Source organism: Moraxella macacae 0408225, from assembly GCF_000320365.1.
Lineage (GTDB): Bacteria > Pseudomonadota > Gammaproteobacteria > Pseudomonadales > Moraxellaceae > Faucicola > Faucicola macacae.
Map to the genome: position 1 here is coordinate 160,902 of NZ_ANIN01000002.1, position 21,545 is coordinate 182,446.

Annotated in this window: 14 protein-coding genes; 7 read left to right on the top strand and 7 right to left on the bottom strand. The window is 40.8% G+C overall.

Features of this window, described 5'->3' with window-relative positions; translation table 11 throughout:
- Positions 1–32 precede the first annotated feature (32 nt).
- Both MOMA_RS06265 and MOMA_RS06270 read left to right on the top strand, forming a co-directional pair.
- Positions 33–1,049 carry an ABC transporter permease gene (locus MOMA_RS06265; RefSeq protein ID WP_009501640.1) on the top strand — a complete coding sequence of 339 codons (1,017 nt, stop codon included), beginning with the start codon at positions 33–35 and terminating at the stop codon, positions 1,047–1,049.
- 66 nt (positions 1,050–1,115) lie between these two features.
- Entirely contained in the window at positions 1,116–2,747 is a 1,632-nt protein-coding gene (locus tag MOMA_RS06270; protein ID WP_009501642.1) for an ATP-binding cassette domain-containing protein, read from the top strand.
- 4 nt (positions 2,748–2,751) lie between these two features.
- Here MOMA_RS06270 and MOMA_RS06275 read toward each other — a convergent pair whose 3' ends face one another.
- The 3 genes from MOMA_RS06275 to infC all read right to left on the bottom strand — a co-directional run bounded on the left by MOMA_RS06275 (position 2,752) and on the right by infC (position 6,968).
- Positions 2,752–4,479 (bottom strand): sigma-54-dependent transcriptional regulator, encoded by a 1,728-nt coding sequence (locus MOMA_RS06275; protein WP_009501644.1) that lies wholly within the window; start codon positions 4,477–4,479, stop codon positions 2,752–2,754.
- 198 nt (positions 4,480–4,677) lie between these two features.
- Positions 4,678–6,207 (bottom strand): catalase, encoded by a 1,530-nt coding sequence (locus tag MOMA_RS06280; RefSeq protein ID WP_009501645.1) that lies wholly within the window; start codon positions 6,205–6,207, stop codon positions 4,678–4,680.
- A gap of 263 nt (positions 6,208–6,470) precedes the next feature.
- Positions 6,471–6,968 (bottom strand): translation initiation factor IF-3, encoded by a 498-nt coding sequence (gene infC / locus MOMA_RS06285; protein WP_051012753.1) that lies wholly within the window; start codon positions 6,966–6,968, stop codon positions 6,471–6,473.
- 357 nt (positions 6,969–7,325) lie between these two features.
- On the opposite strand from infC, the gene MOMA_RS06290 reads away from it, so the two are divergent.
- The gene (locus MOMA_RS06290; protein ID WP_009501648.1) at positions 7,326–13,340 is read left to right on the top strand and encodes a YadA-like family protein; all 6,015 of its coding nucleotides are present in this window, start codon (positions 7,326–7,328) and stop codon (positions 13,338–13,340) included.
- A gap of 135 nt (positions 13,341–13,475) precedes the next feature.
- Entirely contained in the window at positions 13,476–13,883 is a 408-nt protein-coding gene (locus MOMA_RS06295) for an outer membrane protein assembly factor BamE (protein WP_009501650.1), read from the top strand.
- 181 nt (positions 13,884–14,064) lie between these two features.
- Here MOMA_RS06295 and cysK read toward each other — a convergent pair whose 3' ends face one another.
- The 3 genes from cysK to gmk all read right to left on the bottom strand — a co-directional run bounded on the left by cysK (position 14,065) and on the right by gmk (position 16,951).
- Positions 14,065–15,048: a cysteine synthase A gene (gene cysK / locus MOMA_RS06300; protein ID WP_009501652.1), complete on the bottom strand. Its 984-nt coding sequence runs from the start codon at positions 15,046–15,048 to the stop codon at positions 14,065–14,067.
- Between the two features lie 259 nt (positions 15,049–15,307).
- Complete coding sequence (locus tag MOMA_RS06305) at positions 15,308–16,162, bottom strand: SDR family oxidoreductase (RefSeq protein ID WP_009501653.1); 855 nt, start codon at positions 16,160–16,162, stop codon at positions 15,308–15,310.
- Positions 16,163–16,336: 174 nt separating this feature from the next.
- On the bottom strand, positions 16,337–16,951 hold the full coding sequence (gmk, locus tag MOMA_RS06310) for a guanylate kinase (RefSeq protein WP_009501654.1): 615 nt from the start codon (positions 16,949–16,951) through the stop codon (positions 16,337–16,339).
- 237 nt (positions 16,952–17,188) lie between these two features.
- On the opposite strand from gmk, the gene ispH reads away from it, so the two are divergent.
- A complete protein-coding gene (gene ispH / locus MOMA_RS06315; protein WP_009501655.1) occupies positions 17,189–18,127 on the top strand; it encodes a 4-hydroxy-3-methylbut-2-enyl diphosphate reductase in 939 nt (312 codons plus the stop codon).
- A 52-nt stretch (positions 18,128–18,179) separates the two neighbouring features.
- Positions 18,180–19,493, top strand: a complete 1,314-nt coding sequence (locus MOMA_RS06320) for an ABC1 kinase family protein (RefSeq protein ID WP_009501656.1) — start codon at positions 18,180–18,182, stop codon at positions 19,491–19,493.
- Here the strand turns inward: MOMA_RS06320 and MOMA_RS06325 are convergent.
- Entirely contained in the window at positions 19,490–20,347 is an 858-nt protein-coding gene (locus tag MOMA_RS06325) for an ion transporter (protein WP_009501657.1), read from the bottom strand. The two genes, MOMA_RS06320 and MOMA_RS06325, sit on opposite strands and share 4 nt — an antisense overlap.
- 254 nt (positions 20,348–20,601) lie before the next feature.
- On the opposite strand from MOMA_RS06325, the gene MOMA_RS06330 reads away from it, so the two are divergent.
- Positions 20,602–21,351 carry a YebC/PmpR family DNA-binding transcriptional regulator gene (locus MOMA_RS06330; RefSeq protein WP_009501658.1) on the top strand — a complete coding sequence of 250 codons (750 nt, stop codon included), beginning with the start codon at positions 20,602–20,604 and terminating at the stop codon, positions 21,349–21,351.
- Positions 21,352–21,545: the final 194 nt, after the last annotated feature.

Here is a 21,545-nt window from a genome sequence, read left to right on the forward strand (position 1 = left end):
TTGCTTAATTATTTGGTATGATGAGGTTGGTTATGAAGCTATCTGCCATTCGTAAAGCCCAGTTTCGCCGTTTTAAAAATAACAAAATAGGCTTTTGTGCGTTTATTTTATTTATGATTGTTTTTGTGTTGTGTTTGGGGGCAAATTTTATTGCCAATGACAAACCATTGTTGGTTAAATATAACAACAGCTTTTATGTTCCTGTGCTAAAAACCTATCCTGAGACGACATTTGGCGGGGTGTTTGAAACCGAAGCCGAGTATAAAGACCCCATTGTGCAACAATTAATCAAGCAAAACGGCTATATGCTTATGCCACCGATTGAGTTTGCCGATCAAACACCAAGTTTGGATCGCACGGAATATCCTGCACCACCAAATGCTACTAACTGGCTTGGTACGGACGATCATGGGCGTGATGTGTTGGCTCGGATTTTGTATGGACTTCGCGTGTCGCTTTTGTTTGGGTTGGCACTTACGTTGGTAGGATCTGTGATTGGTATTTTGGTTGGGGCGGTGCAAGGTTATTACGGCGGAAAAATTGACCTTATCGGCCAGCGATTGATGGAAGTGTGGAGCGGTATGCCACAGCTTTTTATGATTATTATTTTGGTAAGTTTGTTTAGTCCCAGTGTGATGGTGCTGTTTTTTATGATGTTGTTGTTTGGTTGGCTGGGGCTTGTTGGGCTTGTGCGTGCAGAATTTTTAAAGGCGCGTAATTTTGATTATGTGCGTTCGGCCAAGGCTATGGGGGTAAGTGATCGCAATATCATGTTTCGCCATATTTTGCCTAACGCTTTGGCAAGCAGTCTTTCGCAATTGCCATTTATTTTAACAGCAAATGTGGTAAGTTTAACCGCCCTTGATTTTTTGGGTTATGGGCTACCAGCAGGATCGCCGTCTTTGGGAGAGCTTATGAATCAAGCTAAAAATAACCTTGATGCGCCGTGGTTGGCTCTTTCGGCATTTTTTAGCTTGACAATCATTTTATCACTGCTGATTTTTATTGGCGAGGCATTAAGAGATGCGTTTGATACACGGCAAAGTTAGCATGTGTTGACAACTCATTGTATTTTTATCAAAAAAACAAACCGCAAGCTCGCCTTGGAAAAAATCATGCAAAACACAAACAACTTACAAAAAACAAACAACCTATTAAGCATCGAAAATCTGACCATAAAATCTACCAGGCAAACCTTGGTTGATGGGTTAACTTACCAATTAAACTTGGGTGAAACGCTTGCGATTGTTGGTGAAAGTGGTTCAGGAAAATCACTGTCCAGTCTTGCTTTGCTTGGACTTTTGCCAAATAGCCTAAGTGTTTTTGGCAAAATTAGCATAACCGATCCACAAACACAACAAAATTTTACCGAACAATTTGAACGCTTGTCTAAAAACAAAACGTTTTTTCAAAAATTGCGTGGCAAAAAAATTGGTATGATTTTTCAAGAACCGATGACCGCACTCAATCCGTTGCATCATATTGGCAAACAATTGTTTGAAAGTTTGTTGCTTGCTGATACGCCAAAAAATGAGTTAAAAAACCAAGCGATCCGGTTATTAGAGCAGGTGAATATTCGTAACCCCAGTGGACGGTTGTTGGCTTATCCGCATGAATTGTCAGGCGGTGAACGCCAGCGGGTGATGATTGCGATGGCATTGGCACAGCGGCCACAAATTTTAATTGCTGATGAACCCACCACAGCCCTTGATATGAGTTTGCGTCATGAGATTTTGGCGTTGTTAAACAAACTCAAACAGCAGTACAATATGGCTATCATTTTGATCAGTCATGATTTAAACTTGGTAAAAAATTACAGTGATACGGTTTTGGTAATGCACCAAGGGCGAGTGCTTGATGAGGGTAAAACCCAACAAATTTTTGCCAATCCACAACATGATTATACCAAGGCCTTGATTTATCAGGATTTTGGCAGTCCAAATCCATTTAATCCAAACACTCAAACAAGCGTGTTGACGGTACAAAATTTGTCCATTGGTTTTGTAAAAGATAAAAATTTGTTTGGCAAAGCGTTAACTTATACCGATACGGTAAAAAATCTGTCTTTTGAGTTAAAACAAGGGCAGTCGCTTGGTATCGTTGGCGAAAGCGGATCTGGTAAAACCACCACATCATTGGCTTTGCTAAAATTATTGTCAAATAAAACCAAATTGTTTGGTAAAATTAATTTATCAATAGCCACAAAAACCATCGATATTTTGGCGTTAAACCATCAACAATTTAAACCCTATCGTTCGCAGATCCAAATGGTATTTCAAGATCCATATGCCAGTATCAATCCGCGTTTTACTGTGGGTGAGATTATTGAAGAGGGGTTGTTGGTACAAAAAATTGATAAGCCGGCGCGAGAACGCATGGTGGCAGATGCCTTGCAAACGGTGAATTTACCGACTGATTTTGTGCATCGTTATCCGCACGAGTTGTCAGGTGGTCAACGTCAACGTGTTGCCTTGGCAAGATCGCTTGTTATGAGGCCAAAAATTTTGATTTTAGATGAACCAACGTCAGCATTAGACAGCCAAACCCAAATTGCCGTGGTAAAATTATTAAGAAAAATTCAACAAGAATTTAACTTAAGTTACATTTTTATTAGTCATGATTTGGCTGTGGTGCAAGCCTTGTGTCAGCAGGTGATTGTACTAAAACAAGGCGAGTGCGTGGCGTATGGTGATACGGACAGTGTTTTGCACAGCCAGTTTAAGCCAAACGTTTCATGGTTGGCTTAAGCGTTTATTCATCTTCTAAACCCAATTTTTTTAATCGATAGCGCAATGAACGAAAACTCATGCCGAGTTTTTTGGCAGCACTGGTTTTATTCCAGTCGCTTTTTTGTAGGGCGGTGATGATAAGTCGCCGTTCCTGATCGTTTAGGTATTCTTCTAAGCCTTCTTTTGGCAAGGTGTCAAATCCTGTGCCTTCAGGGTAATGTTTTGACAATGGGTGTTCGCCATAATAGCGCCGTTCATTGTTGGTGGCGATTGAGGGCATGATTTTACCGATAATTGGCGGTAAGGTTTGGATAATGCGTTCGGCGGTTCGTGGTGGGGTAATGCTAACCGATGTATTGCTGTGATTGCCAAAAATCCCTTGCGTATAATTGCCAAATAAACCATGATCTTGTGCTTGGTTTTGTGGTATGGTGGTTTGTTGTTGCGTGGCTATGTTTTGAATGTGATTGATGGGATTTGGTACGGTTGCATGGTTTACACGATTATTGTTATGATTGTTATGATTGTTATTTGATTTGGTCGTTGGATATATTGTGTTGGCGGCGGTATTTTGTACATGGCTCGGTGTTTGCTTATCGCGCTGCAAATTTAGATGTTGCACTTCGATCACATGGCCGTCAGATAGGGTAATGGCGCGTTCTAAAATATTGCGTAATTCACGCACATTGCCTAAATAATGATGTTGTAATAACGCTTGACTGGCAGATTTGGTAAGTTCAATTTGTTGTTCAAGTCCCCAATCGTTGGCAATCAGCTGTAAAAAATGACCGGCCAGCAGCGGAATGTCGCTTTTGCGTTCGTTCAAACTTGGCAATTTTACCTCGATCACATTGATGCGATAATACAAATCTTGACGAAAATCACCTTGTTCTACAAGTTTTGCCAAATTTTTATGAGTGGCTGAAAGCAGGCGAATGTCCACGGCAATTTCTTGCATACCGCCGATCGGACGGATTTTTTTTTCTTGAATGGCACGCAGCAGTTTTACTTGCATAGCAAGCGGCAAATCTGCCACTTCATCTAAAAACAGCGTGCCTCCATTGGCTTGTTGAAATAAGCCTTCTTTGTCGGCGGTAGCACCGGTAAAACTGCCCTTTTTATGTCCAAAAAACTCACTTTCCATCAGTTCAGATGGAATTGCACCACAGTTAACCGCCACAAAATTTGCCAACTTGCGTGGGCTAAGTTCGTGAATGAGTTTGGCAACCACTTCTTTACCGCTGCCTGACTCCCCCCATAAAAATACCGGAGCTTGGCTGCGAGCGAGTTTTTGAATGGTCTGTTTTAAGGTGGTAATGGTGGCAGATTGGCCGATAAGTTTGCCTGCAAAAGGATCGGGTGTGTCGGTTTTGGCATGAAGTTTGTCTTGAGCGACTTTTAGAGCGTTTTCTACCAACAGGCGCAATCTTGGCAATTCTAACGGTTTATTGACAAAATCAAAAGCGCCAAGTTTTAACGCCTCAATCCCCAAATCAGTGCTGCCATGGGCGGTAATGACAGCCACAGGCGTGCGCGGACTGTGTTCGTTAATCAGTTTGACGATATCAAGCCCTGATCCATCTGGTAGGCGTAAATCGGTCAGACAAAAGTCAAATTCGCGGTTTAAAATATAATCTTTTGCAGTGGCAAAGTCATAGGCAATGATACTGTTAATTTGCATTTTTTTGAGTGCCATTTGCATTAAACGGCATAAATCTACTTCATCATCAATAATTAGTGCTAAAGACATTGTTTAAACCTTTATGATAATTGATAAAACTTGTCATCATTATAACACAAAGGCGTAACATTGGATAAATTTTGTTAATGCTTGGTGATATTTATCCATGATATTTATCCATGATATTTATATTGGTTAAACCTCCAAACAAAAACCACGCCAAACAACGTGGTTTTTATTTAATTGGTAAAACTTCTTAAAAGCCAATCACGGAGCCAAACAGCCCTCAAGTCCTTTGGCAGGATCTGTGTCGTATGCTTTAATAGCATTTTCTACCGTTAAACCGAGTGATTTTGCCACGCCTTTGGCATAATCTTCGTGGCATTTTAGGCAATTGCGAATATGACGGTATTTGATAAAATCGGGGGCATCGCCCATAGCGGCTGCTGTGTTGTCAAACAGTGCTTGTTTTTGTGTGTCGTTCATGAGTTCAAACAAGGCTTTTGGTTGACTAAAGTAATCACTGTCATCTTCACGAAAATTAAAATTCTCTGCTGTATCGCCGTAGAGTTTTAGGGCAGGGTCGGCGTATTGTGGCTGCTGTTGCCATTGTCCAAAACTGTTTGGTTCGTAGTGGGGACGCCCGCCGTAATTGTCATCGGCTCGCCCTTGCCCATCACGCTGATTGCTAAACACGGGGCAACGTGGGCGGTTTACCGGAATTTGGTTACGGTTCACCCCAAGGCGGTAACGCTGGGCATCGGCATAGTTAAACAGGCGCGCTTGCAACATTTTGTCAGGGCTTACCGAAATGCCCGGAACAAGGTTACTGGGGGCAAACGCCGATTGTTCCACATCTAAAAAGAAGTTTTCTGGGTTTTTATTAAGCTCAAACTCACCCACTTCAATCAGTGGCCATTGTTTTTTGCTCCAAACTTTGGTTAAATCAAACGGATTAAAATCCACTTCACGAGCCTCATCTTCACTCATCACCTGAATGTACATGGTCCATTTTGGAAAATCACCGTTTTCGATGGCATCAAACAAATCACGCTGATTGCTTTCACGGTCTGATGCGATGACGGTTTGTGCTTCGCTATCGGTTAAATTTTGTATGCCTTGTTGGGTGCGAAAGTGGAATTTTACCCACACACGTTCGTTGTTGGCATTGATAAAACTGTAAGTGTGCGAGCCAAAACCGTGCATGTGGCGGTAAGATTTTGGAATGCCACGCTCACTCATGACGATGGTAACTTGGTGAAAGGCCTCAGGCAATAGCGTCCAAAAATCCCAGTTGTTGGTGGCAGAACGCAAATTTGTGCGGGGATCACGTTTTACCGCTTTGTTTAAATCGGGAAATTTGCGCGGATCACGCAAAAAGAACACGGGGGTATTGTTACCCACCATATCCCAGTTGCCCTCTTCGGTGTAAAATTTTAGGGCAAAACCACGAATATCACGCTCTGCGTCCGCTGCTCCACGCTCGCCTGCCACTGTGGTAAACCGGGCAAACATTTCGGTTTTTTTGCCAATTTGGCTAAAAATTTTGGCTTTGGTGTATTGGGTGATGTCGTGGGTTACGGTAAAAGTGCCAAACGCTCCTGAACCCTTAGCGTGCATGCGACGCTCTGGAATCACCTCACGGACAAAATCGGCTAATTTTTCGTTCAGCCACAAATCTTGAGCAAGTAGCGGCCCACGCACGCCTGCGGTTAGGCTGTTTTGGTTATCGGCAACGGGAGCACCGTTACTCATGGTAAGGTTGGTATGACTGTAAGGACATTTTGATTGGTTCATAATGGACTGCCTTTTTGGTGGTTAAAAGTGTAAAAGTTAAAGTTAATGTATAAAAGTTCTTGCTTGGTTTGTTTTTTAAACAAATTGGCTGCACCTTTATTGGTTGTATTATGATTTGAGTTTATTATTTTGTAAAATAAATTAATTTTAAGTTTTTGATATATTTTTTAAATGAAAATAACGGATCTATTGAGTCAAAACTTTAGATCAAAAATTAGATTAAAAAATAAGGGCGGAAATTCCACCCTGTTTGTTTTGGAGAGTTATTTTTTTTTGGTAGGGCCTAGGAGCATACCCATCTGACGTCCTTCCAGTTTTGGGGCTTGTTCAACATTGCCGTATTCTGTGGTGTCTGTGATGATACGTTCAAGCTGTTGTAGGCCAATCTGCTGATGTGCCATCTCGCGTCCGCGAAAACGAATCGATACTTTTACTTTGTCTTGTTCTTGTAAAAACTCGATGATTTTACGCAATTTTACCTGATAATCCGCCTCTTCAGTACCCGGACGCAGTTTTATTTCTTTTAACTGTGTCTGTTTTTGGTTTTTTTTGGCTTCTTTGGCTTTTTGTTTTTGCTCGTAGAGGTATTTTTTGTAATCCATCACTTTGCAAACAGGGGGTTTTGCATCGGCGACAATCTCAACCAAGTCAAGGTTTGCCTCGCGTGCGGTGGCAAGTGCGGTTTTTAGATCGACAACGCCTGCTTGTTCACCGTCGGCTTTTATTAAGCGGACTTCTTTGCTGCGAATGTCTTCATTGATGTTTAAACGGTTTGACGCTTTAATGGCTCTTACTCCATAAAAATATAAAAAGTCTATTTTACTGTAATTTTGGATAATTGACAAGGTTTTTTTGGCTAAATTTTTTTAAAAATTAACTTATGAAAAATAATTTAATTATTAAGACACAATTGTGCAATAATGGCATGATATTTGTACAATTTTAAAGATAAGTTGTAATTAAGTATCTGTATGTAACCTTATGTACATTTAAACGAGCGGATCGATTGCCAAAGCAGCTAATTTGTTATAAATTTTGTCAATTGATCTGGTTATTAACATTGCCACTCACTCGCCACCAGTATGAATGGGGGGGGAGAACTGTCAAGGAAAATCAGCATGAACCACATTTATAAAGTGATCTTTAATCAGGCAACCAACACTTTTATGGCGGTAGCCGAATATGCCAAATCACACACCACAAGCGCCGCAAAATCCACAACCCCCCCCCTAGCAAATAACCACAACGCAGACTTTGGACAAAAATTTGGACGGACGGCACTTGCAGTTGCGATGACAGGGATCATGGTGCTGATGGGAAGTGGGGCGTGGGCAAATGATGTACAAGATGAGATAAAAGCCAAAAAAATTAGCATCGGTGATATATCAATCACCAGTGCACAAGGTAGTCAAGGTGCAAGTGTTGATTTTCATCATACCACGGTTAAAAATATTGGCAAAGCCAAAACCAATCACGATGCGGTAAATTTAGAGCAGTTGTCCAGTTCTACGGTTACATTTACCGAGAATAATACAAACTTAAATCCTGATGTGATTGTTACACAGAAAAAAGCTTTTAATCATGATCCAATGAATGGTGAGGTTACCGCCCCTGATTATGAAATAACTTTAAAACATGAATTAAAACAAAAGATTATTGGTGCGGTGCAACAGGGGCAACTTGAAGCTACGGTTGATGAAAAAGTTCAACAAAAATTTAATGAAAAAGTTGATGCAAAAGTCCAAGAGAAAGTTAACGAAAAAGTCGATGCAAAAGTTCAAGAAAAAATAAACCCATTAACCGACAAAATAACCAAAGCCGAAGAGGCTTCAAATAAAGCCCTACAAACCTTTAAAGTCAAAGGCGATGACAACGACGACTCTAAAAAAATCGAAGTTAGCAAAAACAATAGCGAATTCACCATAACAGGTGGCCAAACTGGCAGTTCTGATAGCAAGAATATCACCGTTACCGCCGATAAAGCCCAAAAAACCTTAACCGTAAAACTTGCCAAAGACTTAAAAGGTTTAGACAGCGTTACAACTGGCAACAGTCAGTTAAATAACGGCGGGTTAAGTGTGATCTCTGCTACTGGTCAACCGAGCAAAGGAATACAAGTTGGTGCAGATGGCATTAAGTTTACCAATGGTGGCAGTCATTCTGCCCCTACTGTGCAAAACACAGTGCGTATTAATAAAGACAGCGTAGGTTTTGCAGCTTCAGATGGTACGCTTGATACTCAAAAACCCCATCTAAAAGCCAGTGGTTTAGATATGGCTAATAAAGACATTACTAACGTCAAAGACAACAAGCCTTTATCCGAATTTGTATCCAAAGCCGACAAAGCCCTACAAGAAATCACCGTAAAAGGTGATGAGCCAGAAGACAGCAAAAAAATCACCCTAAACAATACCAACAAAGAGCTAAACATTAAAGGCGGGCAAACCAACGGCGCCGGTACAACCAATATTAGTGTAAATGCCAATCCCGCTACTAAACAACTGGACATTAAACTTGCCAAACAATTGTCAGGCATTGAGAAAATTACCACCGTAGATAAAAATAATTCAGGGGCATCAACTGTTTTAACTTCGGGTGGCTTAGAAGTAACTGGCCCTAATTCAATAAATGGTGTTGAACAAGCTCTGTACGGTTATGATGGTTTAAAATTTACTCATGTTGGTGGTGTGTCAATAGATGGCAGCGTGCGTATTAATAAAGACGGCATTGGCTTTAGCGATGTGGCAGGTTCATTAGACAGCACAAAACCAAAACTTACCAAAACTGGCCTTGATATGGGTAGCCAAAAAATTACCAATGTAAAAAACGCCGAAAATGACAATGATGCGGTAAATTATAGCCAGTTTAAACAGGTTAAAAGTGAGTTTGACGCTGTTAAGAAAAAAGCAGAAGAAGCCCAAAAATCCCTAAAAAATTTAAGTTGGAACCTTAAGGCCGGAGATAACGGCAACAGCAATAACGTAACCAGTGGCAATACCGTAACGTTTAAGGGCGATGACAATATTAAGGTGAGTGCAAACGGTGATAGCACCAAGGGTTATAACGTTAATTACACGTTAAACAAAACCTTAACCGGGCTAACCAGTGTCAGTGCGCAAAGTTTTACCGCCGGGGGTGTTTCTATTACATCTGATGGTATTAAAGCGGGCAATAAAACCATTTCAGGTGTTGGTAATGCCAAACAAATTAGCGATGCGGTAAATTTACAGCAACTCGCCTCATCGGTTGTTACGTTTACCGAAAATAATCAGCAAGCCAAACCTAACGCTGATATTATTGTTACGCAAAAATCACCATTTCAATTTGATCCAAACAACGGTAGTATCACCACCCCTGATTATGAAGTAACTTTAAACAGTACGTTAAAAAATAAAATCACCAATGCAGTGCAGCAAAATGATTTTAACAAAAAATTTGACGAAGCTCTAAAACCATTGAACCAAAAAGCCACTGAAGCCCAAACCAAGGCCAATCAGGCGGCCACATCTGCAACCACCGCCCAGCAGTCTGCCAAAACCGCCCAAACCGCCGCTCAAAACGCAAAAACTCAAGTTACCGAAGCGGGTAAAAAAGTAACCGCTGCCGAAGAATCTGCCAAAACCGCCACTCAAAAAGCCACTCAAGCAGAAACTTCCGCCAAAACCGCAAAAGAATTGGCCGAATCAGCAAAAGGCTTGGTTACAACTGCTCAAGGCGAAGTTACCAAAGCCCAAGAAAATGCCAAAAAAGCCCAAACCGAGGCTGAACAAGCCAAAGCCGAAGCCCAAAAAGCCACAACCGCCTCTGAGAGTGCAAAACAGGCTGCCGAACAGGCCAAACAAACGCTTGGTAATTCTGTGCAAGAATTTGAGGTCAAAGGCGAGGGCAATAATAACAAAATCACCATTAACAAAACCAACAAAACCCTTACGGTAAAAGGCGGTCAAACCGATGACAATGACGCTACCAGTAAAAACATCAGCGTTGTCTCAAACACAAATGATAAAACCTTGACGGTGAAACTTGCCAAAGAGCTTAAAGGCTTAACCAGTGTAACCACGGGCAACAGTCAGTTAAATAGTGGTGGGTTAAGCATTATCAGTTCTACTAACACGTCAAAAAAAGGCATTCAGATCGGTGCTGATGGCATTAAATTTACCGATGGCGTTTCGCACACCACTTCTGCCAAAAACGGCACGCCGTTTATCACCCAAGCAGGTTATGGTTTTGCAGGAGCAGATGGCAATATAGATGGTAAAAAACCAAAACTTGGTGCAACTGGGCTTGATTTGGCAGGTCAAGACATCACCAATATTGGCATGGAAAATAAAACCTTATCGGATATTTTAAAAACCGCCGAGGGTGCACAAGCTGCAATTACCGGTGCTAAGTTTAAAAATGGCAACACAGAGCAATCGTTGGGCGTGAGCAATGCCAATCCGCTAACTTTTATCCAAGGCGATAACATTACCCTAGCCAAAGAATCAGACGGTAAGCTAAAAATCAGCGCCAAAGCCTACAAATGGAAAATTAAAGCCGACAATCAAAATGAATCGGAGGTTACTGATGACAGTGCGGTAGATTTTAGTGGTAAAGAGGACAGCGGACATAAAAACATCGTTGTTAGCAAAGAAAGTGGTAAAAATAACCTAAAATTTGCCCTAAATGACACCATCAAAACCAAAAATATACAAGCTCAAACTAAGCTTACGGTTGGTAATTCTAATCAAGCACCATTTGCAGAATTGTTAAACAGTGGTTTAACTTTTAATCAAGCAGGCAAAATGGGTAGCCCGGTAAAAAACAAAACTGTTTACGGCGTCGATGGCATTAAGTTTACGGATAATAATAATGCAGCGGTAAAAGATACGGTGCGTATTACCAAAGATGGCATTGGTTTTAGCGATGTGGCAGGCTCGATTGACAACAACAAGCCTAACCTTAAAGCGAATGGGCTAAACATGGCCAACCAAAAAATCAGCAATCTCCAATCAGGCGAGATCGCAGAAAATAGCAACGAGGCGGTTAGTGGAGCAAAAGTTGCCAAAAAGATCGAAGAGGTGAAAACCGAGCTGAAAAATACATTTACCAGTACACCGTCATTTTTTAAAGGTGATACAGGCGTGGATATTGCAGGTGGTAATGCAGAAAACAAAATCACTCACAAGTTGGGTGATACCTTAACCATAAGTGGCAGCAAAAACGGCAGTAACGCGATTGGTGATAATGACTTAACCTACAGCAATGTTGCGGTAAAAGCCGACAAACAAAACAATCGTATTAATATTGGCTTAAGAAAAGATTTATCTGAATTAAACAGTGCAACTTTTGGCAACAATGGCAATGCCTTTAAAGTTGACTCTCAAGGCATGCGCTTTTTAAAATCAGGTACTAACGGCAGCTTGCAAACCGATACCGATAAACCTAATCTAACTGCAACCGGCCTTGACATGGGCGGTCAAGACATCACCAATATTGGTACCGATCGCAAATCACTTAGCCAGATTATCAATAACTTTAAAGACGAGGTAAAAGGTGGCAGTGCACTTACTTTGACTGGCCAAGTAGAAAGCAAGGGCAAAAAAACCAATGTGGCAGTCATTAAAAAAGGTGGTAAATATTACCAAATCGGTGCAAATGGTGCAGCGGATACCAGCAAAGAAGTGCAAAAAACCAATGTTCACGCAGACATTGGCGGTGTTAAAATTAGCGGCCTTGCCAATGGCAACATTGCTGAAAATTCAACCGATGCGGTTACGGGTGGACAAATTCACACTTTGCAAAAAACTTTGTTTGGCAATGGTGCAGGCACGGCATCATCACCGGTTGCCAAAACAAAAGAGATTTTGACCGAAGATGGCAAGTCTAAGAAAAAAGTTCAAGTGGTTGCATCTAAAGATGAAAAAGGCAAAGAGCACACTTTAAAAACCTATAATGTGCAAGGGCAAACCGAGTATGTAACCAACAATGTGGTGCAAGCCATTAGCAAAATGAACGAGCAGGGCATTAAGTATTTTCATACCAATGACGGCGAAACTGATGTCGTTGTGCAAAGCAAAAACGAAAAAGACTCTAGTGCAGGCGGTTCGCATGCCAGTGCAATTGGTTTTAAAGCCATAGCCAATGGCAAAAGTTCGTTGGCAATTGGTGATGGTTCGCAGGCATTAAGCCAAAACACAGTGGCGATTGGTGCAGGCAATATCGTATCTGGACAAAATTCTGGCGCTATTGGCGATCCAAGCTATGTGTTAGGCAGCAACAGCTATGTGCTTGGTAATGACAACGGTGTGAACGAAGATACCAAAAATGCGTTTGTGATTGGCAACAAGGTAAAACTTGGCACATCAAATCTGAATGACAAACAGCTTGAAGAAGTTGCCAGAAAATTGGTAAGTTTATCCGGGCGTAAGTTTGAAGATCTGAAACAAGATGAACAAGCCAAAATCAAAGCCAACATTAAAGACAGAGTGTTGGCAGGCAATGTGTCAGGAGCGACAGCGTTTGGTAATGAAACCAAGGTAAAAGTTGCAGGCGGCGTGGCTATCGGTGAAAAATCTGATGCCAAACGCGAAAAACTTGATAAAGTTACCCTATCTAATACCGCCGTCAAAGAAGTAGAAAATAAGGGTACAGTAACAGTAAACACGGTCTATGCAGCAACCGATGCAGGCAGTGAAACAGGCAAGGCGGTACTTGCCACCACTCAAAACAGCCAAGGTGCGATGGATATTGGTCATCGTCAAATCACAAGTGTGGCTGCAGGATCTGCCGATAGCGATGCGGTAAACGTTGCCCAGTTGCGTTCGGTAGCAAGCACTGCTGCTTTGGCCAATCAAAACCTTGTGAATGCGGTCAATGATTTGGGTTATCGTTTGGATACGCGTATTGGCAAAACCGAAGATAATGCCAACGCAGGCATTTCCTCGGCAATGGCAATGGCGAGCATGCCACAGGCTTATTTACCGGGCAAATCTATGGTTTCAGGTGGTATGGCAAGTTATAACGGTCAAGGTGCAGTTGCAGTTGGTATCTCAAAATTGTCGGATAATGGCCGTTGGGTTATTAAAGTTAATGGCAGTGCGGATACGCAAGGCAATGCAGGCGCAGCTGTGGGCGCAGGTTTTCACTGGTAGTTGTTTTCACTTTTACTGGTAGTATTGCCACCAGTAATTTGTGCTTGTTTAATAAAAACGCAATAAAAAACGCAATAAAAATTTGTTGCGTTTTGGCTTAAAATTTTAAAAAATTAAATCAATTTAGGAATAATCATGAAACAAATCAAACAGTTCGTCGCGTTAAGCCTTGTTTTGGCTGGGTTGGCAGGTTGTATGGGAACAAAACATTTAAGCCAAAATATCAGCCATGATGGGCATGTAAAGCACGAGGATATCAAATTTCCAAAACTTGATAATGCTTGGCAAAAAGACGGTCAATTCCCAAATTCAGAAAATTTGGCAAAAGTGCGTGCAGGCATGAGTAAAGACAATCTGTATCAATTGATCGGATATCCGCATTTTAGCGAAGATCATAAGGCTCGTGAATGGGATTATGTTATGAAGTTTTATCGCCCTGATGAAAGCGTACAAACTTGCCAATATAAGGTAATTTTTGACAAAGATTACAAGGCTCAAGAATTTTATTGGCAACCTGTCGATTGTGTGAATTATGTCAAATAGCGGTTTATTATCACAGTGATTAAAAAAACAGTGATTAAAAAAACAGCTAAGTTTTGATTGGTTAAACTTAGCTGTTTTTGTTTTTGTTGGTTGTTGTTTTTGTGGGGTTTACGGTTTTGCTAAACCTAAGCAAAATAACTTAAGCAAAATAACTTAAGCAAAATAACTTAAGCAAAATAACTTAAGCAAAATTTTCACCTGTAAACACACCGTCAAACAGCACGCTTGACAAATAACGCTCACCGCCGTCAGGTAAGACTACTACGATTGTTTTGCCTTGAAATTCTGGTCGGCTTGCCAATTCATAAGTGGCTTTTAACGCCGCCCCTGATGAAATGCCACACAAAATGCCTTCTTCTGTCATAGCACGTCTTGTCCATGCCAATGCGTCATCGCTTGTTACGCCAATAACTTCATCTAATAAGTCTAATGCTAAATTTTTTGGAATAAAATTTGCTCCAATGCCTTGAATTTTGTGTGGTCCTGGGGTTAAATTTTCACCTTGTAATGCTTGGGTGATGATCGGTGATTCGGTGGGTTCAACAGCCACGATGTGGATATTTTGTCCTTTGTCTTTAAAGTATTTAGCCACGCCAGATACTGTGCCTCCAGTACCCACGCCTGCTACAAACGCATCAAGATTGCCTGCTGTGGCATGGTCAATTTCAGGGGCGGTGGTTTTGATGTGAATTGCAGGGTTGGCTGGGTTGTCAAATTGTTTGGGTAAAAAGTATTTGTCAGGATCGCTATTGACAATTTCATGGGCTTTTTCTACCGCACCTTTCATACCAAGCGCAGGATCGGTTAACACCAAATTTGCCCCCAAGGCGATCAAAGTTTTTCGGCGTTCCATACTCATAGAAGAGGGCATGGTAAGCGTGATCGGATAGCCTTTGGCAGCAGCAACAAACGCCAATGCAATGCCTGTATTTCCACTGGTTGCCTCAACGATGTGCATGCCTGCTTTGAGTTTGCCTGATTGCTCGGCATCGCTAATCATGCCTGCACCGATGCGATCTTTTACCGAAAACGCAGGGTTTCGGCTTTCGATTTTTGCCAAAACCGTAACACCTTGTGGCATTAGGCGGTTTAGGCGTATTAGTGGGGTATTGCCAATTGCATCGGCGTTGTTGTCAAAAATAGCACTGCTGGTAAAATTAGGCATAAGTTTTCCTTGTTAAACAAATGATTAAAATTGATCGTATAAAAATTAATTGTATGATTGTATCAATACTAAAGTATAGAGTACTAAAACACAAAGTACTAAAATATAAAGCACTAAAATATAAAGGCTAAAAATCGGTCAAAAACCACAACCAACACAACGCCTTGTATTTTACAAACATTTTACAAAAATTGTCAAAATTTTTTTATTATCATTTGTAATTAACTTATGCTAAAATTTTATGGTTTTTGCATAAATGTTACAAAAACTTAACAATCAATTTTAACGGTAAGGTTTTCATACCAACACCAATCGGAAGCCACGGCCATGTCGGAACATACGCTTCATCTACATACGCCTCAATTGCCTGTACAATAGCCTCCGCACCGTCTTCTTCGCTGCTTTCAAACGGTAGGTATTTTGCGCCAATATTGAGTTCGGTACGAATGTAACCTGGGTAAATTGTGCTAACTTTAATCGGTAATTTTTCGCTTAACATGTCAGCTCGGATTCCCTCAGCAAGGTTGGCAAGCCCTGCTTTGGCAGCAGCATATGTGGTTAAATGACGTGGCAACCCACGCACCGCGGACATAGATGAAATAACCACCAAATGTCCGCTGTTTTGACGGCGAAAAATTTTCATAGCTGCCTCGCACTGGGCGATGGCACTGATAAAGTTGGTTTCTGCGGTTTTGCGATTGGTTTCAAAACGCCCATGACCGATGACGCGACTGTCGCCAACGCCAGCATTTACCACGATGCGATCAATTTCACCCAAATCATTGGCAAATTCATCAAAAACAACAAACACTTGTTCGTAATTGGTAACATCAAGGGTTTTTACCGCAACTTTTACCGCAAATTGTGCTTCAATTTCTTGTTTTAATTGCTCTAAACGCTCCTTGCGTCTGGCACAAATTGCCAAATCATAGCCCAAATAAGCAAAACGGCGCGCCATCATAGCACCAAGCCCTGAGCTTGCACCTGTGATCAGCACGGTTTTGCCACGTCCTATGCCTTGTAAATCGGCTAAGTCTTTGCGTTTTAGCAGTTTATTGGCGATAAAGTTGCCATATTTGTCAATTTTTTGGAATGCTTGTTCAAGTTTTTTCATGTTGTTGCCCACAAATAAAATACAAGAAAGTAAAATACAAATTATAATGATTTTTAAAAAAACTCACGAGCTAAAAAAATAACTCGTGAGTTTTTTGGTGGATTTTGACAAAATTTGTATGATTTTTTGAGCCAACAATTGATTAGGCTAGTAATTGATTGGTCTGGTAATTGATTAGGCAAGCAATTGAGCAATGCGATTGTGATGTCGCTGTTGTTGTTTGTCAATGGTCAAACGATGAGAAATGATAATGGCTTTAATTTCAGCAAGTGCCACATCAAAATTATCATTAATCACCACATAATCAAAGTGCAAATATTGGGCCATTTCACGCACAGAGCCTGCCAGGCGTTTGTTAATCACTTCATCGCTGTCTTGTTTGCGATTGGAGAGGCGTTCACGCAAGGCGTTTTTGTCAGGCGGTAAAATAAAAATCATCACCGCATTTGGCATGAGTTTTTTAACCTGAAATGCCCCTTGCCAATCAATTTCTAAAATCACATCTGTGCCATGATTAAGCATATATTCCACTGATTTTTGTGAAGTGCCGTAAAAATTGTCAAACACTTGGGCGGATTCTAAAAATTCAGCGTTATGAATCATTTGGTTAAATTCATCGCGACTGATAAAATGATAATGTTGGCCGTTTATCTCACCAACTCTGGGTGGCCTTGTGGTGTGTGAAATACTAACTGCAAGGTTGTTGGTTGTGTTGGTAAGTTGTTTGACAAGTGAGGTTTTGCCTGTGCCTGAGGCGGCGGTGATGATAAAAAGTGTGCCTTGAGTCATGATGTTGCCTTTACATGGTAAAATTTAGATGGCAATGCCTTAAAAGATTGCTAAAAGAAAAAATTGCCAAAAAGCCATTTAAAAACCATTTTACCACAAATTAACGTGGTTATTTTTATCATTTTTGGGTAAAATTAACAAAAGACAAATTTTTTTCAATATTAATTTTTCAATATTAATTTTTTAAATGTTGTATAGATTTTAAATATATAGATTTTCAATATTATAGAGATGATTATGCAAATTTTACTTGCCAACCCTCGTGGTTTTTGTGCAGGCGTTGATCGTGCAATTGAGATTGTCAATGTCTGTCTAAAGCGTTTTGCACCTCCCATTTATGTACGCCACGAAGTCGTGCATAATAAATTTGTGGTGGAAGATTTGGCAAGGCGTGGGGCGATTTTTGTAGAAGAGCTTTGCGAGGTGCCAGATGGTTCTGTGGTGATTTTTTCTGCTCATGGTGTATCAAAAGCAGTAGAAGATGAAGCAAAACGCCGTGATTTGGCTGTGTTTGATGCCACTTGTCCTTTGGTTACCAAAGTGCATATTGAAGTGGGTAGATTTGCCAAAACGGGCATGGATGCTATTTTAATCGGACATGCAGGACACCCTGAAGTAGAGGGGACGATGGGGCGATTTGATACGCAATTTGGTGGTAAAATTCATTTGATTGAAGATATTGAAGACGCCAAAAACTTAGATTTGCCATCTGATAGCGAACTTGCGTTTGTAACCCAAACAACACTATCCATGGACGACACTTCTGGTGTGATTGATGCCTTAAAAGAAAAGTTTCCCAAAATCCACGCTCCGCGCAAAGACGATATTTGTTACGCCACTCAAAACCGCCAGGACGCTGTCAAAAACTTAGCCAAAAATTGTGAAATTGTGTTGGTTGTCGGATCGCCAAATTCCAGTAACTCCAACCGTTTGCGCGAACTGGCCGAAAGGCTTGGAGCAAAAGCGTATCTGATTGACAATGCCTCACAAATGAATAAGCAGTGGTTTGAGGGCATACAATCAGTTGGCGTAACCGCAGGTGCGTCCGCACCTGAAGTTTTGATTCAAGAGGTGCTGGATACCTTGCAAATTTGGGGCGGTGAAAAGCCCATAGAATTATCTGGTATTGAAGAAAACGTTACGTTTAACTTGCCAAAAAGTTTAAGAAATTCTTAATTGTTAACAAAACATTGCTAACCCAGTTTAGATTAAAAATACAGAGAACACAATGTCATCAAATCGTTTTTTAAAATTAGCAGGCATGACTGCCAGTATTGCCACCAAAGCCACAAAACACACGCTGTCTGGGCTTGTTGGTTCAAAAGAAGATCGACAAAAATCCAAAAGCGAAATGCTTGAAACCATTGGCGTACAGATCGCAGACACTTTAGGCGAGATGAAAGGGGCGGTGATGAAAGTGGGGCAAATTGCATCGCAATATAAAGATGTCTTTCCGCCCGAGGTTGCTAAGGCTTTAGAAAAATTGCAAAAAGATGCCCCGCCAATGCCTTTTTTGGTGATTAAAAAACAAGTGGAACATGAGTTGCAACAACCACTTGAACAATTGTTTGCTTATTTTGAGGAGCAGCCGTTTGCATCGGCGTCTATAGGACAGGTGCACAAAGCTGTTTTGACAACGGGTGAGGCGGTTGTGGTAAAAGTGCAATATCCCGATATTGACAGCAACATTGACAGCGACTTAAGACAAGTGCGTATGGCATTAAAAATTGCAGGCGTGATCAATATGAGCAAGGAGGTGCAAGACAAGATTTTTAGTGAAATTCGAAGCAGTTTGTATGATGAGTTGGACTATACAAAAGAAGCTCAAAATTTGGCAATTTTTGCCCATTTTCACAAAGATGATCCAGGGATTGTTATTCCAAAAGTGTTTCACAGTCATTCTGCCAAACGCGTGCTAACATTGTCTCAAGAGCTTGGTGAAAGCATTGAAATTGCAAGCACTTGGGATAACGCTACCAAACAAAAACTTGCCGAAAATTTGTTTCGTTTTAGTGCAGGGCAACTGTTTAAACTGTATCGCGTGCATTGTGATCCGCACCCTGGTAATTTTGCGTTTCGTGCCGATGGATCGCTTGTGGCGTATGATTTTGGTGGAATTAAATCTTATAGCTATGATGAAGTGTCATTGTTTGAGCGTTTTGCTATTCATTGTTTAATAGGAGATGTAACGGCTGTTGAGCAAGATTTGGTAACGCTTGGGGTGAAAAAAGACGATGAAAAACTGCCTGCTGATTTTTATGATAATTGGTTAAAAATTGGTTTAAAACCGTATGGTTTTACCCAGTTGTTTGATTTAAGTCAACACAAACCTTATGATTTTGCCAGTAGTGTAACCCATCATGAGATTATTGCTGAGGCGAAAAAATCATTAAAATACTGGCAAAAGTTTCAACCATCTGCCAAAACCATGATGCTTGATCGCACCATTTCTGGACAATATTGGAATTTGGTTAATCTTGGAGTTAAGATTGATTTAAGCGTGTTAATGAAAGAGTACATTCATTTGCAACAATTGCCTTAAACGTGCAAATCATGTCCGCATCTATCACAAAATTTTGCCTCGGCAGCATGTCCAAATTTACCGCAATTTGGACAACTGATTGGTTGTAATTGTGGGCGCATGGTTTTGGTTAATTCAGCGGTAAACAGCCCTGTTGGCACAGCAATAATAGAATAACCCATAATCATCACAAACGATGCAATTGCTTGTCCAACGGGGGTTTTTGGCGACATATCACCATAGCCTACCGTTGTCATGGTAACAATTGCCCAATAAATGCTCACAGGAATGCTGGTAAAACCATTTTCCGCCCCCTCTATCACATACACCACCGAACCAAAAATCGTTACCAAAATAATCACCGCCAAAAAAAACACCACGATTTTATGACGACTGCTTCTTAAGGCCATGGTTAAAAAACCGGCTTGTTGCATATAATCAGCCATTTTTAAAATACGAAATATGCGCAACAAGCGTAAAATTCGCACCACAAGCAAATATTGCAATCCGCCAAACATTAAACTTAAATAAGTTGGCAAAATACTTAAAAAATCCACAACGCCATAAAAACTTAACATATAACGCAGTCGATTGGGCGTGGAAAACAGACGCAACACATACTCAAACGTAAACAAAATGGTAAAAAACCATTCAGCATAAAAAAAATAACGCCCATATTGCATGCGCATGATTAACACACTGTCAAGCATGACCACTGCAACACTGGCAAGTACCGCCACCAACAGCACAATGTCAAACAACTTACCCATTGGTGTGTCTGTACCATCGATCACCACATGAATGTCATGACGCAAGCGGCCTAAAGTCAGTGGTTTGTCTTGGGTTTTTGAGAGGCGGTTTTTGATTTGTTTCATAAGATAAGCAAAAAATAGATTGAGGTTTTGTCTGGGTTTATTGTCAACATTGTCAGCAAAATTGCCAACAAAAATTGGTTGTCATCGTAAAAAAAATTGGCGTTATCGTGAATGGTTAAAAAACCACATTTAACCAAATGATTAACGAAAAATTGCAAATTTTTGCTAAAAAACCTTACATCATTGGTTAAAGCGGTTTATAATAGCACATTCAGATTTTTATTTTAACCACTTTTGAAAAATAAGGAATCCAAATGGCAGGCCATTCCAAATGGGCAAACATTAAACACCGTAAAGCCAAACAAGACGCCGCAAAAGGCAAAATTTTTACCAAAATTATTCGCGAAATTGTATCAGCGGCCAAAGCAGGCGATCCTGATCCTGCAAACAATCCGCGTTTGCGTGCTGTTTTGGAAAAAGCCAACGCAGCCAATATGACCAAAGATGTCATAAAACGCGCCATTGATCGCGGTGCAGGCGGTGGTGATAATGACAATATGGAAGAGATCACTTATGAAGGCTACGGTATTGGCGGCGTGGCGGTATTGGTAGAAACCATGACCGATAACGTTAACCGCACCGTAGGCGATGTGCGACATGCTTTTAGCAAAAACGGTGGCAACCTTGGCACTTCAGGATCAGTTGCGTATTTGTTTAACAAACGCGGTGAAATTACCGTGGCCGATGTGGCACTGGAAGATACCGTCATGGAGCTTGCCCTAGAAGCAGGGGCAAGTGATATTGAAAATGACGGCGAAAGCCTGCTTGTTGTTACCGAACCTGAAAATTTTGGAGCGGTGATGGATGCACTACAAAACGCAGGCATTAAGGTAGATAATGCTGAGGTTACCATGTCGCCATCTACAAGTGCTGAAATTACCAATATTGACGATGCCCAAAAAATCCTAAAAATGATCGATATGTTGGAAGATTTAGACGATGTACAAGACGTTTATACCAATGTGAATTTTAGCGATGAGGTTATGACACAGTTGGATACATAGGTTGGTTAAGTGTATAAAATTTAACCAACAATTCATGCAACAAACCATTTACAAAAACTGCAAAAACCGCTGTGCTGTGCATGTCGGTTTTTGTGATAATTTACGTTTATTAAAATTTACGATGTCAATAAAAATTGCAACATACAAATTAATACAAATTGCAATGTACAATAAAGACAAACACAAAAAAGACA

What these genes read in the sequence shown, in the direction of transcription:
- MOMA_RS06270 (WP_009501642.1), top strand. Translation starts at nt 1,116, where the DNA reads ATGCAAAACACAAACAACTTACAAAAAACAAACAACCTATTAAGCATC.
- MOMA_RS06305 (WP_009501653.1), bottom strand. Translation starts at nt 16,162, where the DNA reads ATGAAAAAACTTGAACAAGCATTCCAAAAAATTGACAAATATGGCAAC.
- MOMA_RS06325 (WP_009501657.1), bottom strand. Translation starts at nt 20,347, where the DNA reads ATGAAACAAATCAAAAACCGCCTCTCAAAAACCCAAGACAAACCACTG.
- MOMA_RS06295 (WP_009501650.1), top strand. Translation starts at nt 13,476, where the DNA reads ATGAAACAAATCAAACAGTTCGTCGCGTTAAGCCTTGTTTTGGCTGGG.
- gmk (WP_009501654.1), bottom strand. Translation starts at nt 16,951, where the DNA reads ATGACTCAAGGCACACTTTTTATCATCACCGCCGCCTCAGGCACAGGC.
- cysK (WP_009501652.1), bottom strand. Translation starts at nt 15,048, where the DNA reads ATGCCTAATTTTACCAGCAGTGCTATTTTTGACAACAACGCCGATGCA.
- MOMA_RS06330 (WP_009501658.1), top strand. Translation starts at nt 20,602, where the DNA reads ATGGCAGGCCATTCCAAATGGGCAAACATTAAACACCGTAAAGCCAAA.
- MOMA_RS06265 (WP_009501640.1), top strand. Translation starts at nt 33, where the DNA reads ATGAAGCTATCTGCCATTCGTAAAGCCCAGTTTCGCCGTTTTAAAAAT.
- MOMA_RS06320 (WP_009501656.1), top strand. Translation starts at nt 18,180, where the DNA reads ATGTCATCAAATCGTTTTTTAAAATTAGCAGGCATGACTGCCAGTATT.
- MOMA_RS06275 (WP_009501644.1), bottom strand. Translation starts at nt 4,479, where the DNA reads ATGTCTTTAGCACTAATTATTGATGATGAAGTAGATTTATGCCGTTTA.
- MOMA_RS06280 (WP_009501645.1), bottom strand. Translation starts at nt 6,207, where the DNA reads ATGAACCAATCAAAATGTCCTTACAGTCATACCAACCTTACCATGAGT.
- MOMA_RS06290 (WP_009501648.1), top strand. Translation starts at nt 7,326, where the DNA reads ATGAACCACATTTATAAAGTGATCTTTAATCAGGCAACCAACACTTTT.
- ispH (WP_009501655.1), top strand. Translation starts at nt 17,189, where the DNA reads ATGCAAATTTTACTTGCCAACCCTCGTGGTTTTTGTGCAGGCGTTGAT.